The organism is Alteromonas lipotrueae (assembly GCF_019249215.1).
Lineage (GTDB): Bacteria > Pseudomonadota > Gammaproteobacteria > Enterobacterales > Alteromonadaceae > Alteromonas > Alteromonas lipotrueae.
The window spans coordinates 137,384-155,153 of sequence record NZ_JAESDI010000011.1 but is presented as its reverse complement, the minus strand read 5'-3'; the positions used below and the strand labels follow the sequence as shown (position 1 = coordinate 155,153).

Below are 17,770 nucleotides of genomic sequence, written 5' to 3'. Positions count from 1 at the left end.
CGTAATGCATATCAGCAAATAGGCCATTGAGGGAAATATGTCAGCAAGAAAAAGAGGGCTAGGTCGCGGTTTGGATGCGCTATTAGCAACCAGTCAATCGACGTCGCAAAGAGAAACAGATGCTGCGGCGACAGAAGCTACACAAAGCGAACTTAGTAAATTACCTATAGAATTTCTTGTGCCTGGCAAGTATCAGCCTCGCAAAGACATGTCACCTGATGCCCTTGAAGACCTTGCTTCCTCTATTCGTGCCCAAGGTGTTATTCAACCCATTGTTGTTCGTAAAGTTGACGACAACAAGTACGAAATTATTGCGGGTGAACGTCGCTGGCGTGCATCGCAACTTGCGCAATTGGATGAAGTACCTTGTCTTGTTAAAGATGTACCTGATGAGGCCGCGGTTGCTATCGCACTAATTGAGAATATTCAGCGTGAAGATTTAAACGCGATGGAAGAGGCGCAAGCATTAGACCGTCTAATGAATGAATTCTCCTTAACCCACCAAGAAGTTGCTGAAGCTGTGGGTAAATCTCGTACAACCGTGACTAACTTGCTTCGCCTTAACAATCTTAATGATGACGTTAAGTTGCTAGTTGAGCATGGTGATATTGAAATGGGTCATGCGCGCGCATTACTAGCCCTTGATGGCAATCAGCAATCAGAAGCGGCAAATGTTGTTTCGGGTAAAGGTTTAACGGTTCGTGATACAGAAAAGCTGGTCAAAAAGCTACTTGAACCAGAAAAACCGAAGCAAGAGAAGCAAATTGATCCTGATGTGCAAAACCTTATGACCCGACTTTCAGAAAATTTAGGGGCGCCGGTAACAATAGACCATAACGCAAAAGGGAAAGGTAAATTAGTCATTAGCTTCGACGATTTACAACAGTTAGACGGAATAATAACTAAAATTCAATAGGTTATATTTCTGTGCTGAAAGGAAGTTAGCATAAATATTGCGATCATTCATTCCTAAAGCTTCGGCTGTGGACAGCCTCCTTTCCGGTTATAGCGTTAGAATATTTTCAGAATAGCTTTCAAAATGCGATGTACTGTTGAAAAATGTCGGTAAAACAGTATACTTCTGACGCTTTTCGTTAGACATGAACAAGCAGTAGGGCAACGTGAAAAACAAGTTAGCTGAACACGGATTATTTATTGCCAAAAAAGGCATTCTGGTTCAGGTAGTCACGGCACTATTAATAACCCTTTTGGCGGGGATTATCGCAGGGCAACATTCTGCAATATCAGCCGCTGCTGGCGCAGTGATAAGCATACTGCCAACAGCCATATTTTCAGGGTTTGCATTTAAATATGCTGGTGCAAGTAAAAACGAACTTGTTGCCCAAAGTTTTAGCCAAGGTTCAAAATTGAAACTGGCACTGACAATCATTTTATTTGTAGTGACATTTGCAGGCCTAAATGCCTCGCCGCTAGAAGTTTTTGTGGCCTATGTCGTTACAACCGCCAGTCATACACTGGCCATGTTCCGTTATGGTACGAAGTAGTCAAACAATAACGATTAATAAATAACTACTGAATACTTGCTTACGAATATGTACTGGAACCAGTCACCAATTTTTACACTTTACAACTTAGGTTAAACAATGGCATCTGAATACACTACCTCAGAATATATCAAGCACCACTTGACCAATGCCACCATGTGCTCAACCGACAACGGAATTGCTTTTAACAAAGCATGCTCTGATGCAGGTTTTTGGGCGTGGCATGTAGACACACTAGCCTGGTCAATTGGCCTTGGCATACTATTTCTTGTTGTTTTTAGAAGCGTAGCTTCAAAAGCCACTACGGGCGTACCTGGCAAAATGCAGGCGTTTGTAGAATTGGTTATTGAGTTCGTTGACGACAATGTAAAAAGTACCTTCCACGGAAGAAGTGCACTAATTGCACCACTTGCACTAACTATTTTTGTTTGGGTTTTATTGATGAACCTGATGGATTTAGTGCCTGTTGACCTTATTCCTTGGATTGCTGGTCTTGTAGGTCAGCATGCGTTCGGTATGGACCCTCATGATGTTTATATGAAGGCTGTGCCTACGACTGACCTTAACCTGACGTTTGCATTAGCGTCTGGTGTATTCATCCTAATTCTTTTCTATTCAATTAAAATGAAGGGCATCAGCGGTTTTGCAAAAGAACTTACCATGCAACCGTTCGGTCACCCTGTATTCATCCCAGTAAACTTTATTCTGGAATCAGTTACCTTACTTGCACGCCCGCTTTCATTAGCACTGCGTTTATTCGGTAACTTATACGCCAGTGAGCTAATCTTTATCTTGATAGCCACCATTGGTTACTTCCAGTTACCTTTACACTTTATGTGGGCTGTATTCCATATTTTGGTTCTCCCTCTACAAGCGTTTATTTTCATGATGCTAACCATCGTGTACTTAAGCTTGGCGTGTGAAGACCACTAGTAAGCATTGATCCGCGCTGGTAATACCTGGATTGACCGGCGCGGTTAATAACCGAGTTCTACTTTTAACATTAACTTTAAATTTAACTTAAATCGGAGACGTACATGTTATACATCGCAGTTGCACTACTGATCGGTCTTGGTGCCCTTGGTACCGCTATTGGTTTCGGTCTGCTGGGTGGTAAATTCCTAGAATCTGCTGCTCGCCAACCTGAACTAGCACCTCAACTTCAAGTTAAGATGTTCATCGTAGCAGGTCTTATTGACGCTATCGCGATGATCGGTGTTGGTATCGCTCTATACCTATTGTTCGCTGTTGGTGCCTAATTTTACTACACACTTTTTTAGCGAACTTTTAGAGGAGGGGCGATTGTGAATTTTAACGCCACTTTTATTGGTCAATTAATCGCCTTCGCTGTGTTCGTGGTGTTCTGCATGAAATATGTGTGGCCACCGCTGATGGCAGCGATTGAAGAACGTCAGAAGAAAATAGCCGATGGGCTTGAAGCTTCTGAACGGGCAGAGAAAGACTTAGAACTTGCTCAAGCGAAAGCCACTGAGCAAATGAAAGATGCGAAAGCGCAAGCAGCCGAAATTATCGAGCAAGCCAAAAAGCGCGCCAACCAGTTGGTTGACGAAGAAACGCAAAAAGGCCATGCAGAACGCGAGAAGATTATTGCTTCTGGCTACACCGAAATTGAAGCTGAACGCAATCGTGCCAAAGAAGATTTGCGCAAGCAAGTTTCTGCATTAGCAGTAGCTGGCGCACAGCAAATCTTACAACGTGAAATTGATGCTAACGCACAAAACGACATTGTTGAAAAACTTGTCGCTGAGCTTTAAGAGGGAGATGAGCCATGTCTGAATTGACAACCGTTGCTCGTCCTTACGCTAAAGCAGCTTTCGATTTCGCCGTCGAGAAGAATGCCATTGCGAAGTGGCAAGAAATGCTGACCTTTGCAGGTGCAGTAGCACAAAACGATGATATGCATCAGTTGTTATCTGGCGCAGTAGCTGCAGATACTCTAGCTGACGTTTTCATCAATGTTTGTGGTGAGCAACTCGATGATCATGGCCAGAACCTTGTAAAGGTACTGGCTGAAAATAAACGTTTAGCCGCGTTGCCTGAAATTTCAAATGTGTTTGATGCGTTTAAAGCTGATTACGACAAAGAAATTGAAGTAGACGTAACTTCAGCCTCTGCGCTGAACGATGCACAGAAAACCGATTTGGTTGCATCGTTGGAAAAACGTTTGGCACGTAAAGTGAAGCTTAATTGTAACGTGAATCCTGACCTGATCGCTGGAATGGTTATTAAAGCCGGCGATACAGTAATAGATGGTTCCGTAAAATCGAAATTGAACCGTCTAGCAGACGCGTTGCAAGCATAACGGGGATAAGAGCATGCAACTTAATTCCACTGAAATTGCTGAACTGATCAAGAAAAGAATTGAACAGTTCAATGTAAGCAGTGAAGCACGCAATGAAGGTACTATCGTCGCAGTTACTGACGGTATTATCCGCATTCATGGCCTTGCCGATGTAATGCAAGGTGAAATGATTGAGCTTCCTGGAAGCCGCTACGCTATTGCACTAAACCTTGAGCGAGACTCTGTAGGTGCGGTTGTAATGGGTCCATATGCGGATTTACAGGAAGGCGTAAAAGTACAATCTACAGGCCGTATTCTTGAAGTACCTGTTGGTAATGCCCTACTAGGTCGTGTTGTAAACACACTTGGTGAGCCTATCGACGGTAAAGGCGCCATTGATGCAGCTGGCTTTGAGCCAGTTGAAAAGATTGCACCTGGTGTAATCGAGCGTCAATCAGTAGATCAGCCAATCCAAACTGGTTATAAGTCAGTTGATGCCATGATCCCAGTGGGTCGTGGTCAGCGTGAACTTATCATCGGCGACCGCCAGTGTGGTAAAACCGCAATGGCAATTGACGCTATCATCAACCAAAAAGGTACAGGCATTAAATGTGTGTACGTAGCGGTTGGTCAGAAAGCTTCTACTATCGCTAACGTGGTACGTAAGCTTGAAGAGCACGATGCATTGGGTCACACCATTATCGTTGCAGCTTCTGCGTCTGAGTCTGCTGCATTGCAATATCTTGCACCATACTCTGGCTGTACTATGGGCGAATACTTCCGTGACCGCGGTGAAGATGCGCTAATCGTATATGATGATTTGTCTAAGCAAGCTGTTGCTTACCGTCAAATTTCATTGCTACTTAAGCGTCCTCCTGGTCGTGAAGCATACCCTGGTGACGTTTTCTATCTTCACTCTCGTTTGCTAGAACGTGCTGCTCGTGTAAACGAACAATACGTTGAGCGTTATACAAACGGTGAAGTGAAAGGCAAAACCGGTTCATTAACTGCGCTTCCAATTATCGAAACGCAAGCTGGTGACGTATCTGCTTTCGTACCTACCAACGTAATCTCGATTACAGATGGTCAGATCTTCCTAGAAACTGACTTGTTTAACGCAGGTATCCGTCCAGCGGTTAACGCTGGTGTATCGGTATCTCGTGTTGGTGGTGCTGCGCAAACTAAAATTATCAAGAAGTTGGGCGGTGGTATTCGTCTTGCACTTGCTCAGTATCGTGAATTGGCGGCATTCTCGCAGTTCGCATCTGACCTTGATGATGCAACCCGTGAGCAACTTGAGCACGGTGAGCGCGTAACAGAGCTAATGAAACAGAAACAATATGCACCACTATCTATTGCAGATATGGGCGTATCATTGTTCGCGGTTGAAAAAGGTTTCCTTAAGGACGTTGAGCTTAACAAAATCCTAGATTTTGAAGCTGCTCTTCATTCTTACATGAACAGCGAAAACGCTGACCTTATGAAGACTATCAACGAAACTGGTAACTTCAACGACGAAATCGCCGCTAAGTTAGCTGACGCTTTAACACAATTTAAAGCGACACAAACTTGGTAATCAATGCAGCCGATGATGTGTAAACACCATCGGCTTCACGTTGAGTAATCGGAGAAATAGTCATGGCCAGCGGTAAAGAAATAAAAGGTAAGATTGGGAGTATCAAAAATACTCAAAAGATTACCAGTGCAATGGAAATGGTTGCTGCGTCCAAAATGAAACGGGCGCAAGAACGTATGGCCTCTGGCCGTCCATATGCGCAAAACATGCTAAAAGTGATTGGTCACATTGCTAACGGTAACCTTGAGTTCCGCCATCCTTATTTGGAAGAGCGTGAAGTTAAGCGCGTCGGCTACATTGTGATTTCCACTGACCGAGGCTTGTGTGGTGGCTTAAACAGTAATGAATTTAAGCTTGTCACTCAGGACGTCAAAAAATGGCGTGACCAAGGTGTAGAAGTGGACTTCGCTGCATTAGGTTCAAAAGCGTGCTCTTTCTTCAACCGTTTTGGTGGCACTTTGCTTGCCGCTGAATCTGGATTGGGTGATAAGCCGTCTGCGAGCGATGTAGTAGGTGTTGTACGTGTAATGCTTAAAGCTTACGACGAAGGCAAATTAGACCGAGTTTTCTTGGTATTTAATGACTTCGTAAACACCATGACACAGAGCCCTGTGATCAATCAGTTATTGCCTTTGCCAAAGTCTGAAGACGAAGAATATAAGCATCGTTGGGACTACATTTACGAACCAGATCCAAAAGAAATTTTGGAAGCATTGATGGTACGTTACATTGAGTCTCAGGTGTATCAGGGTGTTGTAGAAAACGCGGCGTCAGAACAGGCTGCGCGAATGGTTGCCATGAAGGCAGCAACCGACAACGCTGGCGACTTAATTGATGAGTTGCAACTGATATATAACAAAGCGCGTCAAGCTGCAATCACACAAGAAATTAGTGAGATTGTGAGCGGTGCCGCAGCGGTGTAGGCAAAGGTTTCTAAAAGATAACGAGGACAAATTATGAGTCAAGGTAAGGTCGTCCAAATCATTGGCGCCGTTGTGGACATTGAGTTTCCACAAACTGCGGTACCAAGAGTTTATGACGCACTACGAGTTACCGAAGGTGGCTTGTCTGGGTTAACCCTAGAAGTGCAACAACAATTAGGTGGCGGTGTAGTTCGCTCTATCGCCCTAGGTTCTACTGATGGCTTACAGCGCGGTTTGGCTGTAGAGAACACTGAAAACCCTATTATGGTTCCAGTGGGTACAGCTACTCTTGGCCGTATCATGGACGTATTGGGTAACCCAATCGACGAAGCAGGCCCAATTGGCGAAGAAGACCGTATGTCTATTCACCGTGCAGCGCCTAGCTACGAAGATCAGTCTAGCTCAGTAGAATTACTAGAAACTGGTATCAAAGTAATCGACTTAGTTTGCCCATTCGCTAAGGGTGGTAAAGTTGGTCTATTCGGTGGTGCTGGTGTAGGTAAAACGGTAAACATGATGGAGCTTATCCGTAACATCGCAATCGAACACAGTGGTTTCTCTGTATTCGCCGGTGTTGGTGAGCGTACTCGTGAAGGTAACGATTTCTATCATGAAATGAACGACTCTAACGTACTTGATAAAGTATCGTTGGTTTACGGCCAAATGAATGAGCCTCCTGGTAACCGTTTACGTGTTGCTTTGACAGGTCTTACAATGGCTGAGAAGTTCCGTGACGAAGGTCGTGACGTACTATTCTTCGTAGATAACATCTACCGTTATACCCTAGCAGGTACTGAAGTATCAGCACTTCTAGGTCGTATGCCGTCTGCGGTAGGTTACCAACCTACGCTTGCAGAAGAGATGGGTGTACTTCAAGAACGTATTACGTCAACGAAGACGGGTTCAATCACTTCAATCCAAGCGGTATACGTACCAGCGGATGATTTGACAGATCCATCTCCGGCAACAACCTTTGCTCACTTAGACGCAACAGTTGTACTTTCTCGTGATATCGCCTCTCTTGGTATCTACCCTGCGGTAGACCCACTAGATTCAACTTCACGTCAGCTTGACCCTCTTGTTATTGGTCAAGAGCACTACGACGTAGCACGTGGCGTACAAACTGTACTTCAGCGTTATAAAGAGTTGAAAGACATCATTGCCATCCTAGGTATGGACGAGTTGTCTGAAGAAGACAAGCAAGTGGTATCACGTGCTCGTAAAATTCAGCGCTTCCTTTCTCAGCCTTTCTTCGTAGCAGAAGTATTCACTGGCTCTCCAGGTAAATATGTATCGCTTAAAGACACTATCAGTGGCTTTAAAGGTATCCTGGAAGGTGAGTATGACTCTCTACCAGAACAAGCCTTCTACATGGTTGGTTCTATCGAAGAAGCTCAAGAGAAAGCCAATAAAGCATAATTATGCGGCTGACCCTGTCAGCCTATTAATGTGCTAACGTACCTAATCAGGAGGTTCTATGGCAGCAATGACAGTACATTTGGACGTAGTAAGCGCAGAAAAAGAAATTTTTTCTGGTCTTGTTGAAACGATTCAAGTGACAGGTAGCGAAGGTGAACTAGGTATACACCCCGGTCACGCGCCACTTATCTCTGCTATTAAACCTGGTATGGTGCGTTTGGTTAAGCAGTTCGGTGAAGAAGAAGTTATTTACGTTGCAGGTGGTGTACTTGAAGTACAGCCTGGTAACGTCACCGTACTGGCTGATATTGCGGTTCGTGCAGAAGATCTAGACGAGCAAGCAGCAGAAGAAGCCAAACGACGTGCTGAAGAGCACATCGCCAACCCAGGCGCAGACTTTGATTACGCAGAAGCAGCTCAAGAGTTGTCTGAAGCTATCGCACAACTTCGCCTTATTCAGAAGTTACGCAAGTAATCTAATAGCTGTTTATAAAAACCCGCCTAATGGCGGGTTTTTTTATTTGAATTAATACATAAACAGTGTAAATCAAAACGTCAATGGATTAACATAAGGATTGCTGAATATAATGATTGTCTACGCAGATTGTGGCTAATTTGTAGTATTACAAACGCACTCTGTCTGTATCCTCTCGTTAGTAGATACGTTGGTTTTATGAAGATAGCTCCTCCAACTAGTAAACCACAACAGTTTATTGGCTTATTTCCTCTATTAGTTTTATTAGCTATACCGCTATTGAATATGTTTTCGGGGGCTTTTAACTGGCCTGAATCTGGCGATCTGGCTGCTCAGCGAAGCTTTAATTCTGCTGTAAGCATTTCATTATTTATTGGCTATTTCTGGTTTGGATTTCGTTACATTCACCAAAACGTAGCAAGCAGTTTAATTTCGTTATTGGTAAAAAAAAATCAGCTAGGTCAGTTTACCGTACACAGGCAAAGGCTAACCAAGGTGTTTCATCACCAAATTATCAACTCGTTAATAATTTCATCTATGTTTTTGGTTGTATTAGTATTTCTAGGCGATGTTAGTAAAGAAAGCTACAGCATCAAAGGCATTTCATTCATCGCATCGTTCGTTACACTTATTCTTCTTACAACCTTATTTTTATTTCAAGTAAGATCAAATGTGACCTACCTACTTAAGCAGGTACTCCCAGGAACCAATAAACCTTCAGACTATTGGGCGTCATTTAGCGTAATAACTAAGCTTTCTCTGACCAATGCCATTATTGCCTTGGGACTATTAACTGTTCTGCCTATCTTTTGGTTCAACGTAGTAGTGTCACCTTTGGAAGTGATAGCGGTAATGAGTTTGTCACTGTTAATGATGGCTTATACGTTTACGCCCTTGTTAAAATTAAAAGCGACGTTGAAACAGCAGAAAATACGAGCCTCAAGCCTAAGTCACAGTGAAAATAGCAATTGTACTAACGATAGTAGGCCGTCGAAGTTGGGCCGTGCCCACAGTGATCTATGCACAAACAGTGATAAACTAAAAACAATAATGGCGGTTGTACTGGTTCCTTTGTCGTGGGGATTGGTTTCAATGGTCGAAACGTTCATTTAATTTGTCGGGCTTGCGGCTAAAATTAAAAGGCGATATTTAAACACTTTTTAAATTTGGTTTGATCTTCAGTTACCCGTATAATTCCGCCTTCAGCGTTTAGTCGACGCGTATACCCCCTTTTCTATTATTATAACTAGCGATAAAAAATTACGATGAAGTTCAGTGCTTACGAGAGTAACCGCAATGTAGTAAGTGTATGGGCGTACCCACTCTTCTTAGTTTTGATTCTCCTACTTATACATAATTGGACGGGCGCATTAACTTGGCCCATTCTAGACGCCGATCATCAACGAGATTTTAATACTGCGTTAGGCACCACGATGCTTTCAGGCTTTTTTTGGCTAACGATTAGAAATGTACATAAGAATGCGGCAAGTACATTAATTGCAGCGTTATTAAGTTTAGAAAAATTAAGCAAGTTTAATCATCATCGCCGTGTTTTAGGTAGGCAGTTCGCTAAACACCTTATGTGGTCAACTTCAATTGGGGTGATCATGCCCGTCGTTTATCTATTATCCGAAGGCTTAGTGACACGAATAGATGAGCCAGAAGTACTTGTTATCGCGCTTACATCAATTCCTTTTTGGTTATTATTAACGCTCTTTATTTTGCAGGTCTTCAGTAATACTCATTATTTGCAGCAGCTTGCATCAACAGAAGAACCAGACTCTATTAAAGAGCTAAACTTGCTGCGAGAAGTATTTGACATGGCCCTTTCTAATACCTTGATAGCGGTCTGTGGATTTGCGTTAACGCCAATTTTTTGGATCAACAAGCCAGTCCCCGTCTTCGATATTGGTGTTCTCACTGTCTATGCCATTTTCATTTCAACGTATTTGTTTTTACCTATGATTATAGTGGCTAAAAGGATGCGTACCGTGTCAAACTTAGTCATGAAAGAACAGGAAAGTGAACTTACTCACCTTATTCGTCAGCAAGTAAGCTGCGACGTAAAGCTGTCGTTAAGTAAGAAAATAGAGTCGATAGAAACTAATAAAGAAACCTTACGTAGAATTTTAAGCAAAACCCAAAAGCTAAGATTGCTTATGTGCATGATGCCTTTACCCGCATCTTGGTTTTTCTTTCTGTTTGTAGAATCCTTTTACTAAGGGTAGTTTATAGAGTAAACACACATTCATTAGGAGAGTGAAATGCTGATTTACGGCGATAAACGCTCTGGTAATTGCTATAAATTACAGCTTTTACTAGCATTACTTGGGAAGGCATGTGAGTGGATTGATGTCGATATTCTTAAAGGAGAGTGCCGAACAGATGCTTTTCTAGCGAAGTCCCCTAATGGTAAAATTCCCATTTTAGAACTGGATGATGGGCGTGTGTTGTCTGAGTCTAATGCCATCATGCATTATTTAGCGTCGGGTTCTACGTTTATACCCTCCTCACCTTTTACTTTTGCCACATTGTTGCAATGGCAGTTCTTCGAGCAATACAGTCACGAACCCTATATTGCGGTTGCGCGCTATATCAATCTTTACCTTGGCTTACCCGAAGATAGAAAAGCAGAATATGAGGCGAAGCACGCAGGCGGCTATAGAGCACTTGAAGTAATGGATAAACAACTTAGTCAAACCCCGTTTTTGTTAGGTAATCATGTTTCGCTGGCTGACATCTCATTATTTGCCTATACCCATGTTGCACATGAGGGGGGCTTTGATCTTGCCGCTTATCCAGCGATAAGAAACTGGATAACACTAATTAAAGAGCAAAAAGGGTTTATCCCTATGGGAGCGTTGTGATTAAGTCTCTCGCTGGTGGGCTTTGGGGCCTCTCCAATTATCTTGCATAGCTTCTTGCAGCTCAATGAAAGGCTGAGTATCAATTTTATACAATGTGTTTAATGTGTAGGCCGTTGCTTCAAGAGTTGATAACCCTTCACGAATTCGAGTATGCCTTATTCTATATTGTGTAGCCGGGGCCTGCTCGAAATGAAAGCTTGGTATAGACGATAACCATGGAAATTGCTGCAACACAGCGTAGGCTTGTTTCCAACTACCGTCTATAACCAATAGGTTTTTAAGTGATGAAGCAATATGTTCCCGTTGTGACTCAAGGGCAATACTGTTGTCACTGGGGTATAAAAGAGCTGTTGATTGAGCATTACATGTTGAAGCTAATCTTTCCATTTCGCTACTATTGTCAGTGGTGATTATCTCTACATTGTTAGTACAAAGTTTGATTAATCTCGCGGTGTTCTTAGCATTGGAAGACTCTTTAACATGCTGTATAACGATAACCTTGATGGGTATGCTGACCGAAGAAATAGCGTTGCAAATACAGGTGGTTGTTGGGTAATGACATCGTATACATTTTGTTCTCATAGTATAGATTTGTACTCAAATTTCTTCGGCAGAAAATAGGTAGAATGGATAATATGCAATATGGCTAATGTAGCAGTAGAATCCAGAATATTAAAAACACTTTCAATTGTACCTAGTGGTTATGTCGTCAGCTATGGTCAGTTAGCAGACCTTGCAGGTTTGCCGGGTAGAGCTAGACTTGTAGGAAAGTACTTGAAAGACTCCTATGTTACTACTCATTGGCATCGAGTTGTAAGAGCTGATGGGAAAATAGCATTTCCGTTGGGGTCTGAACCTGCAGAAGAGCAACGTTCATTGCTAGTATCGGAAGGTGTTTTAGTTAGAAACCATAGAGTGAACATGAAAACTTATGGTTGGAAGCCTAGTTTATATACTTTACTCGCAGAACTTGACCAGTAAGTTAAATATTCATGTGTAGCACAATTTATCACCGTTAGGTGTGGCGTTTTTTTAAAAGTGGTACCTCACTCATAATGCTAAAAAAAATCACTATAAAAGACTTAAAGCCAGGGATGTTTGTTCATCAAATACTGGAGCAAAAAGGTCAGCTTTCAGTTAAAAGCCAAGGGCGAGTTACCTCGCAGGCTGTTGCTGATACCCTTAAAAAAAGGGGAGTGTTAACCCTTGTTGTCGATACCGATAAAGCCTTTAGCGTATCATCAACTAAATCTACGCCTACAAACGAAGTACCGGTAAGCAAAAAAGGCGAAGAGAAAGCGCCCAAGGCAAGTCTTGAAAACGAATTGACCCGCGCGACTAAGTTGCATGTACAAGGTAAGCGCATCCAGAAGCAACTTCTTAACAGTGTTAAAAAAACACAGCCCTTTGATAGTAGTATTCCTAAAGAATTTTCAGCGAAGCTGGTTTCGTCGATAGACCGTAATCCCGATGCGTTGCTGTGTTTGACGAAAATTCGTGAAAAAGACGATTACCTCCTAGAGCATTCTTTAAATGTCGCCATATTGCTGGCTAATTTTGGTCGTCATTTAGGGATGTCCGAAAGTGAAGTTCAAGATCTTTCATATTCAGGTTTTCTACATGATTTGGGTAAAATTCAAATACCGGATGAAATTCTGCATAAGCCTGGCCGCTTAACTGATGGTGAAATGGACATCATGAAAGGGCATGTTAAACATGGTGTAGATTATTTAAATGGTACCGACTTAGACAAGACGCTAATTAGAGCTATCAGCGAGCATCATGAGCGCTTAGATGGTTTAGGGTACCCTATGGGCACTAAAGGCGATAATATCAGTCGTGAAGGCCGTATGTTGGCTATTGCGGATGTGTATGATGCCCTAACCGCAGATAGAGTTTACAAATCTGGTATGTCGAGCCAAAAAGCGTTTTCTATTTTACTAAGTGATGCGCCGTCTCAATTGGACTTACCATTGGTACAACAATTTATTAAATGCATGGGTATTTATCCGGTAGGAAGCCTAGTACTGCTGTCGAATGAACGACTTGCCATGGTGATGGAACAAACAGACTCGCCATTAGCGCCTAAAGTTAAGGTATTTTACTCTGTTCGAAATGCACACTTTCTTGAGCCGAAAGATATCGATTTAGCCTCGGAAAAAAACGTTAAGGTCTCAAAAGCGGCTATTGCTTCTGACTATAAAATTGATGTGAAAGCCTTTTTCGAACGCTCGGTATCTATCGGGTAAGCGCTTAAAGAGACTTAAAGAACAAAAATAGCGCGCAAATTCGTCAGACCTTCGGCATACACTGTCGGGTAAAAGCGACTAAGTAAAAAAGTTGCTTATGTCTGTACCCCTTACAAACACGCTCGCAATTTACAACTTAATTACCTAACTTTAGCGAGTTTACAAGCGTGGTTTGCAAGTGCATATCAAAATACAGTCTGTTATAACATGGCGTTGTGCAGCCTGCTTTACCCGATGCCATTTAGCTTACGTTCAGTTAACTTCCTCTATAATGCCCTTAATGATTTTGGTTTATTGGTTACACTCATGGCAGTTGATGAATGTGGAATGCATATTGCTGCAAACTATTGAATAGATATTGGCGGTAGTTTTTTTAACAGTAAAAATAGTAGTGATACGAGCAAATAATTGGAAAGTTTAAAAGTAAGCGTAAGATCGCGTTCACTTTAAAAGTTGATAACGACGTACCGAGGATGTTATGAAAAAAACGATAGGAATTACTTTAATTGCGGCATCTTTAGCCGTTGCAGGCTGTGCTAACGATCCATCAAATTCTCAGAAAGGTGCAGCCATAGGTGCTGTCATGGGCGCATTGTTAGGCAAGGCAACGGGAGATAATGATAAAAGTCGCTACGCTTGGGGTGCGGCGGTTGGCGCTATTGCGGGTGGCGCGATTGGCGGATACATGGATAAGCAAGAAGAAGCGCTTCGTAGCGAATTATCCGATACCGGAGTTCAAGTGGTTCGAGAAGGTGACAACTTACGTTTGATCATGCCTGGTGATATAACGTTTGCCACAGACAGTTCTTCTATCAGCCCTAACTTTAACCCAGTACTTCAAGATGTCGCCAAGGTAGTAAATAACTACGAAAAAACAGTACTGATGATAAAAGGCCATACTGATGACACAGGCTCGGAGCAGTATAACCAAGGTTTGTCTGAGCGCCGTGCTGGCGCGGTTAGGAACGTGTTATTGAATTACAGCGTCAACTCTACGCGTATCACCACAGTAGGTATGGGTGAATATCAGCCTAAAGTGCCAAACGACACTGCTGCAAACAGGTCGATGAACCGTCGTGTAGAACTAGAAATTCAGCCGCTAACTCAGTCGTAGCTATAATTGCTAGCAATAAAAATTAAAAAAGGGCCTTTATTGGCCCTTTTCTCTATGCGATTTAATTTGCTCAGCAACACTATCGGCTAGCGCATTTGGAATGGGAATGGTTAAGTGGTATTGGCTGACTTTCCACTCATTGTTTTCGAGTATTAATACACCGGTTCCACGTGTTAGTCCTAAGCTATCGTTATCTAGACGTTCATCGAACCACGCCACATCGCGATTATTTGAAAAATATATATGTCTTGAATGAGGGATATATGTCCAACCCCGCCCTTTCGAAAAATGAGGTTGTGCGTATGCTTTAAAAACACTAATAGTCCATACCTCAGAAGCATCTGTACCTATGAAAACAGCATTGTCGCTGTATAGAGAGAAGTATTCGTCGAAGTTCGCGTCAGAGGCCATTTGGTGCAGTAAGTCGAGCACCTTATTTACCTTTTCTTCGGCTTCTAACAATGGCTGAACTTTACTACTTTGAACTTGGTTACTAGTATGAAGTTGTGTCGTCGAGGTTAATACCTCAGCAGCAAATGCATTAAAACAACTTAGAAATAAAATGACGGTAATAGTTAAACGCATATAACTCGCTCCCTAAGGGCATCAAAGGTTTCACATGAAACAGTGAAGAAGCAGTTTATCTTAAATAGAAACAGCGCCATAGAGCAGTTTATGTATTACTTATGTGTTAATGGGCAATTATGGGGAGCACGTGCAGGGAGTACTTAGGCTTCGAAGGTCATGGTGGACTCTCGTATTATCAGTGAAGGTTGAAACAAGGTTTTTACCTCATCTTTGTAGCCATAAACTACATTTAAAATATGACGTGCTGACATTGCGGCCATGTCAGAGATAGGATTGCTAACCGTGGTTAGGCGTGGGAAAACATGGTGAGCAAAAACGGCATCATCAAAACCTACGATAGACAAATCTTGAGGCAGGTTCATTCCTAAATCTCTCGCACAACTCATTGCGCCTGAGGCCATCCAATCATTCGCACATACCAGCGCTGAAAAAGGCGAGTCTCCAGAAAGTAACTCTAATAGACCTGCTTTGCCGTCTTCTTCGGCGTAGTTTCCTTCAAACACCAAGTTCGGCGTAAAGGGTATTCCTGCTTCTTTAAGCGCGCGCTTATGACCCGCTAATCGTTGATTGGCATCGCATTTATCAGATGGGCCCGATATATAACCAATATTTTTATGGCCTAAGCTAATAAGGTGCTGCGTGGCTAAATAGCCGCCTTTTTCATTGTCTAACACAATACATCCCTCACCCACACCTTCAACTTGGCGGTTAACCAAAGAAATTGGGAGACGAGATGAATTAAGCGTTTGCAAGTATTCATCGCTCATTGCTTCTGCATGCATAATAATAGCATCGCAATTACGACCAATTAAAAACTCGACGGCATCTTGTTCGGTTTCTAAATTATTGTGCCCTACCGTAATAATAACGTGCTTATCAGCGGCTCTTAGGGTTGACTCTACCGCTTGCATCAAGTCGCCAAAAAATGGCGAGTTTAATTCTGATACCAGAATGCCTACGCTATCTGAACGGCTGGTGGCCAGTGAACGGGCGACAGAATTTGGGCGATAGTTTAGCGCTAACATGGCTTCTTCAACCTTGGCTTTTAAGGCGGGGTTCACAGTAGTTTTACCGTTTAACACCCGAGATACCGTCGACAACGATACCCCTGCCTTATCAGCTACTTCATAGATTGTTGCCACGTATTACTTCCCCTAACTTAGTTTTGATGCTCATTAATGCCATGTTCGCATTTTTTATGCATTATGCCGTTATTCAGGCAGTTGCGCTACGTCGCTTAAGTAAAGTCTCTGTTACTTCTTGCTGTCGCGCATCGGTAAGCGGATAAAGCATAATAAGGAGTGCGCCGGCTATACCGAAACAGGCAGGTATCCAGCTCATCAATGCTTGCATGCCAGGTAAGGTTTGCGATATAGAATCGACTTGCATGCCGTCATAACCATAACTTCCTAGCACCAACAGAACTAGAGCACCTGCAAAGCCTCCACCGGTTTTCTGTACAAAAGAGCCTGCTGAATAAACTAAGCCTGTCGCTCTTCGGCCTGTACGCCATTCGTTATAATCTGCAGAGTCGCCAAGCATGGAAAAGAATAAGGTTGGCATGATCGCAGCGAAAAACTCCGCACTACATCCCAATACAAATATGCCCGTCACAGAACCTTGTGGCACAAAGTAAATTGCACATGTCAGGGCGCTGCTAGCCAATAACGAGAGAATAAATAGCTTTTTCCTGCCCATAAAACGCGATAATGCTGACGTGGCCAAAGCGCCTAATATCGATACCACCAATAAGGCAATAAAATAATATCCGGTGAGCAACTCATCACCAATGTAGTACTTAAAGTAATAGGCAATGACACCGTACTTTATGCCGTTAAACATCATAGTAAGGAAGCCCATGCCTAGCAAAATGACCCAGGGTTTATTGGTAAGTAAATCAATGATGTCTTGTTGTGAACGACTATTGCTCGCTTCAGGTCGATTTACAAGGCGCTTAATAAAGATGGATGTTATTGAAATGACCACAACGAAAGCGATGCCACTTGGCCAATTTCGATAATAGAAAAAGGCAGTAATGGCCGACAGTGGGAGCAGAATTAAAGGCAGCTGACGAGACAAGTCTTTTAGTTCTCGAAGTAAGCTTGCTCCGTCGTTTTGCACTACTGGAACCCTCTCCTTGGTGGTGGCCACAGTCGTGAACATCAATGCGACTAAGAGAGTAGCAAAAAGGTACATGGCATATTGATAACCCTTTGCAGTATTACCTTCACCGAAGAACGCAACTAGCATAGGTAAGCACCCCATGACGAGCAGTCCTCCCATAAAAGCCCCAGCAAACCGAAAGCCGGATAAACTGGTTCGCTCTCGGTCGTCGCTTGTCATTACGCCCATTAGCGCTGAATAGGGTACGTTATTAACCGTGTAAGCTAAGGTTAGCCCTATGTAGGTTAGGTAGGCATAGATGAGCTTATTCGTATAAGAAAAATCAGGTGTGGTGAAACACAGCACCATGAATAAGCCTAAAAAAGGGGTAGAGCCTAATATCCAGGGTCGAAATTTACCGAGTTTAGTTTGCGTTCTATCGGCAATCATTCCCATGATGATGTCAGTAACGCCATCCGTAAGACGTACCACAAGAAAAAGCATGGCAGCCGCAGCAGCAGTTAACCCAAAGGTATCTGTGTAAAACACCGCTAAGTAAGCAAGGGCGCCGCGCCAGACTAAATTAGCCGCTGCATCGCCCAACCCATAACCAATCTTTTCCCTTACACTCAACGAATGATCCACAGCG

The 17,770-nt window shown here is 42.9% G+C and carries 20 protein-coding genes; 16 read left to right on the top strand and 4 right to left on the bottom strand.

Translation table 11 applies throughout. The features are described from left to right. Positions 1-37 precede the first annotated feature (37 nt). From JKP82_RS14675 to JKP82_RS14615, 13 genes are all read left to right on the top strand, one after another. Positions 38-916 carry a ParB/RepB/Spo0J family partition protein gene (locus JKP82_RS14675; protein WP_159534243.1) on the top strand — a complete coding sequence of 293 codons (879 nt, stop codon included), beginning with the start codon at positions 38-40 and terminating at the stop codon, positions 914-916. Positions 917-1,121: 205 nt separating this feature from the next. Further along, the gene (locus tag JKP82_RS14670; RefSeq protein WP_218397608.1) at positions 1,122-1,505 is read left to right on the top strand and encodes an ATP synthase subunit I; all 384 of its coding nucleotides are present in this window, start codon (positions 1,122-1,124) and stop codon (positions 1,503-1,505) included. 99 nt (positions 1,506-1,604) lie between these two features. Continuing rightward, positions 1,605-2,438 carry a F0F1 ATP synthase subunit A gene (atpB, locus tag JKP82_RS14665; protein WP_013786815.1) on the top strand — a complete coding sequence of 278 codons (834 nt, stop codon included), beginning with the start codon at positions 1,605-1,607 and terminating at the stop codon, positions 2,436-2,438. A gap of 104 nt (positions 2,439-2,542) precedes the next feature. Further along, entirely contained in the window at positions 2,543-2,764 is a 222-nt protein-coding gene (gene atpE, locus JKP82_RS14660) for a F0F1 ATP synthase subunit C (RefSeq protein WP_012520222.1), read from the top strand. Positions 2,765-2,809: 45 nt separating this feature from the next. After that, entirely contained in the window at positions 2,810-3,280 is a 471-nt protein-coding gene (gene atpF / locus JKP82_RS14655) for a F0F1 ATP synthase subunit B (protein WP_013786814.1), read from the top strand. A gap of 14 nt (positions 3,281-3,294) precedes the next feature. Next, a complete protein-coding gene (atpH, locus tag JKP82_RS14650) occupies positions 3,295-3,828 on the top strand; it encodes a F0F1 ATP synthase subunit delta (RefSeq protein WP_159534239.1) in 534 nt (177 codons plus the stop codon). Between the two features lie 13 nt (positions 3,829-3,841). Further along, positions 3,842-5,383: a F0F1 ATP synthase subunit alpha gene (atpA, locus tag JKP82_RS14645; protein ID WP_013786812.1), complete on the top strand. Its 1,542-nt coding sequence runs from the start codon at positions 3,842-3,844 to the stop codon at positions 5,381-5,383. A gap of 62 nt (positions 5,384-5,445) precedes the next feature. Next, on the top strand, positions 5,446-6,306 hold the full coding sequence (gene atpG, locus JKP82_RS14640; protein ID WP_013786811.1) for a F0F1 ATP synthase subunit gamma: 861 nt from the start codon (positions 5,446-5,448) through the stop codon (positions 6,304-6,306). Positions 6,307-6,339: 33 nt separating this feature from the next. Then, complete coding sequence (atpD, locus tag JKP82_RS14635) at positions 6,340-7,725, top strand: F0F1 ATP synthase subunit beta (protein ID WP_013786810.1); 1,386 nt, start codon at positions 6,340-6,342, stop codon at positions 7,723-7,725. Positions 7,726-7,783: 58 nt separating this feature from the next. Beyond that, on the top strand, positions 7,784-8,200 hold the full coding sequence (locus JKP82_RS14630; RefSeq protein WP_159534238.1) for a F0F1 ATP synthase subunit epsilon: 417 nt from the start codon (positions 7,784-7,786) through the stop codon (positions 8,198-8,200). A 198-nt stretch (positions 8,201-8,398) separates the two neighbouring features. Continuing rightward, entirely contained in the window at positions 8,399-9,313 is a 915-nt protein-coding gene (locus JKP82_RS14625) for a hypothetical protein (protein ID WP_218397606.1), read from the top strand. 152 nt (positions 9,314-9,465) lie between these two features. Then, the gene (locus tag JKP82_RS14620) at positions 9,466-10,422 is read left to right on the top strand and encodes a hypothetical protein (protein ID WP_218397603.1); all 957 of its coding nucleotides are present in this window, start codon (positions 9,466-9,468) and stop codon (positions 10,420-10,422) included. A gap of 42 nt (positions 10,423-10,464) precedes the next feature. Next, positions 10,465-11,067, top strand: a complete 603-nt coding sequence (locus JKP82_RS14615) for a glutathione S-transferase family protein (RefSeq protein WP_159534232.1) — start codon at positions 10,465-10,467, stop codon at positions 11,065-11,067. Here JKP82_RS14615 and JKP82_RS14610 read toward each other — a convergent pair whose 3' ends face one another. Further along, a complete protein-coding gene (locus tag JKP82_RS14610) occupies positions 11,068-11,649 on the bottom strand; it encodes a tRNA-uridine aminocarboxypropyltransferase (protein ID WP_159534230.1) in 582 nt (193 codons plus the stop codon). It lies immediately after the preceding gene. A 60-nt stretch (positions 11,650-11,709) separates the two neighbouring features. Here JKP82_RS14610 and JKP82_RS14605 point away from each other — a divergent pair, with 60 nt between their 5' ends. From JKP82_RS14605 to JKP82_RS14595, 3 genes are all read left to right on the top strand, one after another. Continuing rightward, the gene (locus JKP82_RS14605) at positions 11,710-12,048 is read left to right on the top strand and encodes an MGMT family protein (RefSeq protein WP_159534228.1); all 339 of its coding nucleotides are present in this window, start codon (positions 11,710-11,712) and stop codon (positions 12,046-12,048) included. 74 nt (positions 12,049-12,122) lie between these two features. Next, positions 12,123-13,316 (top strand): cyclic di-GMP phosphodiesterase, encoded by a 1,194-nt coding sequence (locus JKP82_RS14600; protein ID WP_159534226.1) that lies wholly within the window; start codon positions 12,123-12,125, stop codon positions 13,314-13,316. Positions 13,317-13,794: 478 nt separating this feature from the next. Beyond that, the gene (locus JKP82_RS14595) at positions 13,795-14,430 is read left to right on the top strand and encodes a YiaD family glycine zipper/OmpA-like lipoprotein (protein ID WP_159534224.1); all 636 of its coding nucleotides are present in this window, start codon (positions 13,795-13,797) and stop codon (positions 14,428-14,430) included. A gap of 36 nt (positions 14,431-14,466) precedes the next feature. On the opposite strand, the gene JKP82_RS14590 is transcribed toward JKP82_RS14595, so the two are convergent. The 3 genes from JKP82_RS14590 to JKP82_RS14580 form a co-directional block, all read right to left on the bottom strand. Continuing rightward, positions 14,467-15,015 (bottom strand): nuclear transport factor 2 family protein, encoded by a 549-nt coding sequence (locus JKP82_RS14590; RefSeq protein ID WP_159534222.1) that lies wholly within the window; start codon positions 15,013-15,015, stop codon positions 14,467-14,469. Between the two features lie 143 nt (positions 15,016-15,158). Beyond that, a complete protein-coding gene (locus JKP82_RS14585) occupies positions 15,159-16,160 on the bottom strand; it encodes a LacI family DNA-binding transcriptional regulator (protein WP_159534220.1) in 1,002 nt (333 codons plus the stop codon). 73 nt (positions 16,161-16,233) lie between these two features. Next, positions 16,234-17,766: an MFS transporter gene (locus JKP82_RS14580; RefSeq protein ID WP_218397601.1), complete on the bottom strand. Its 1,533-nt coding sequence runs from the start codon at positions 17,764-17,766 to the stop codon at positions 16,234-16,236. Positions 17,767-17,770: the final 4 nt, after the last annotated feature.

What these genes read in the sequence shown, in the direction of transcription:
- JKP82_RS14630 (WP_159534238.1), top strand. Translation starts at nt 7,784, where the DNA reads ATGGCAGCAATGACAGTACATTTGGACGTAGTAAGCGCAGAAAAAGAA.
- JKP82_RS14605 (WP_159534228.1), top strand. Translation starts at nt 11,710, where the DNA reads ATGGCTAATGTAGCAGTAGAATCCAGAATATTAAAAACACTTTCAATT.
- JKP82_RS14590 (WP_159534222.1), bottom strand. Translation starts at nt 15,015, where the DNA reads ATGCGTTTAACTATTACCGTCATTTTATTTCTAAGTTGTTTTAATGCA.
- JKP82_RS14620 (WP_218397603.1), top strand. Translation starts at nt 9,466, where the DNA reads ATGAAGTTCAGTGCTTACGAGAGTAACCGCAATGTAGTAAGTGTATGG.
- atpB (WP_013786815.1), top strand. Translation starts at nt 1,605, where the DNA reads ATGGCATCTGAATACACTACCTCAGAATATATCAAGCACCACTTGACC.
- JKP82_RS14595 (WP_159534224.1), top strand. Translation starts at nt 13,795, where the DNA reads ATGAAAAAAACGATAGGAATTACTTTAATTGCGGCATCTTTAGCCGTT.
- atpD (WP_013786810.1), top strand. Translation starts at nt 6,340, where the DNA reads ATGAGTCAAGGTAAGGTCGTCCAAATCATTGGCGCCGTTGTGGACATT.
- atpA (WP_013786812.1), top strand. Translation starts at nt 3,842, where the DNA reads ATGCAACTTAATTCCACTGAAATTGCTGAACTGATCAAGAAAAGAATT.
- JKP82_RS14625 (WP_218397606.1), top strand. Translation starts at nt 8,399, where the DNA reads ATGAAGATAGCTCCTCCAACTAGTAAACCACAACAGTTTATTGGCTTA.
- atpE (WP_012520222.1), top strand. Translation starts at nt 2,543, where the DNA reads ATGTTATACATCGCAGTTGCACTACTGATCGGTCTTGGTGCCCTTGGT.
- JKP82_RS14675 (WP_159534243.1), top strand. Translation starts at nt 38, where the DNA reads ATGTCAGCAAGAAAAAGAGGGCTAGGTCGCGGTTTGGATGCGCTATTA.
- JKP82_RS14600 (WP_159534226.1), top strand. Translation starts at nt 12,123, where the DNA reads ATGCTAAAAAAAATCACTATAAAAGACTTAAAGCCAGGGATGTTTGTT.
- atpG (WP_013786811.1), top strand. Translation starts at nt 5,446, where the DNA reads ATGGCCAGCGGTAAAGAAATAAAAGGTAAGATTGGGAGTATCAAAAAT.
- JKP82_RS14615 (WP_159534232.1), top strand. Translation starts at nt 10,465, where the DNA reads ATGCTGATTTACGGCGATAAACGCTCTGGTAATTGCTATAAATTACAG.
- JKP82_RS14610 (WP_159534230.1), bottom strand. Translation starts at nt 11,649, where the DNA reads ATGAGAACAAAATGTATACGATGTCATTACCCAACAACCACCTGTATT.
- atpH (WP_159534239.1), top strand. Translation starts at nt 3,295, where the DNA reads ATGTCTGAATTGACAACCGTTGCTCGTCCTTACGCTAAAGCAGCTTTC.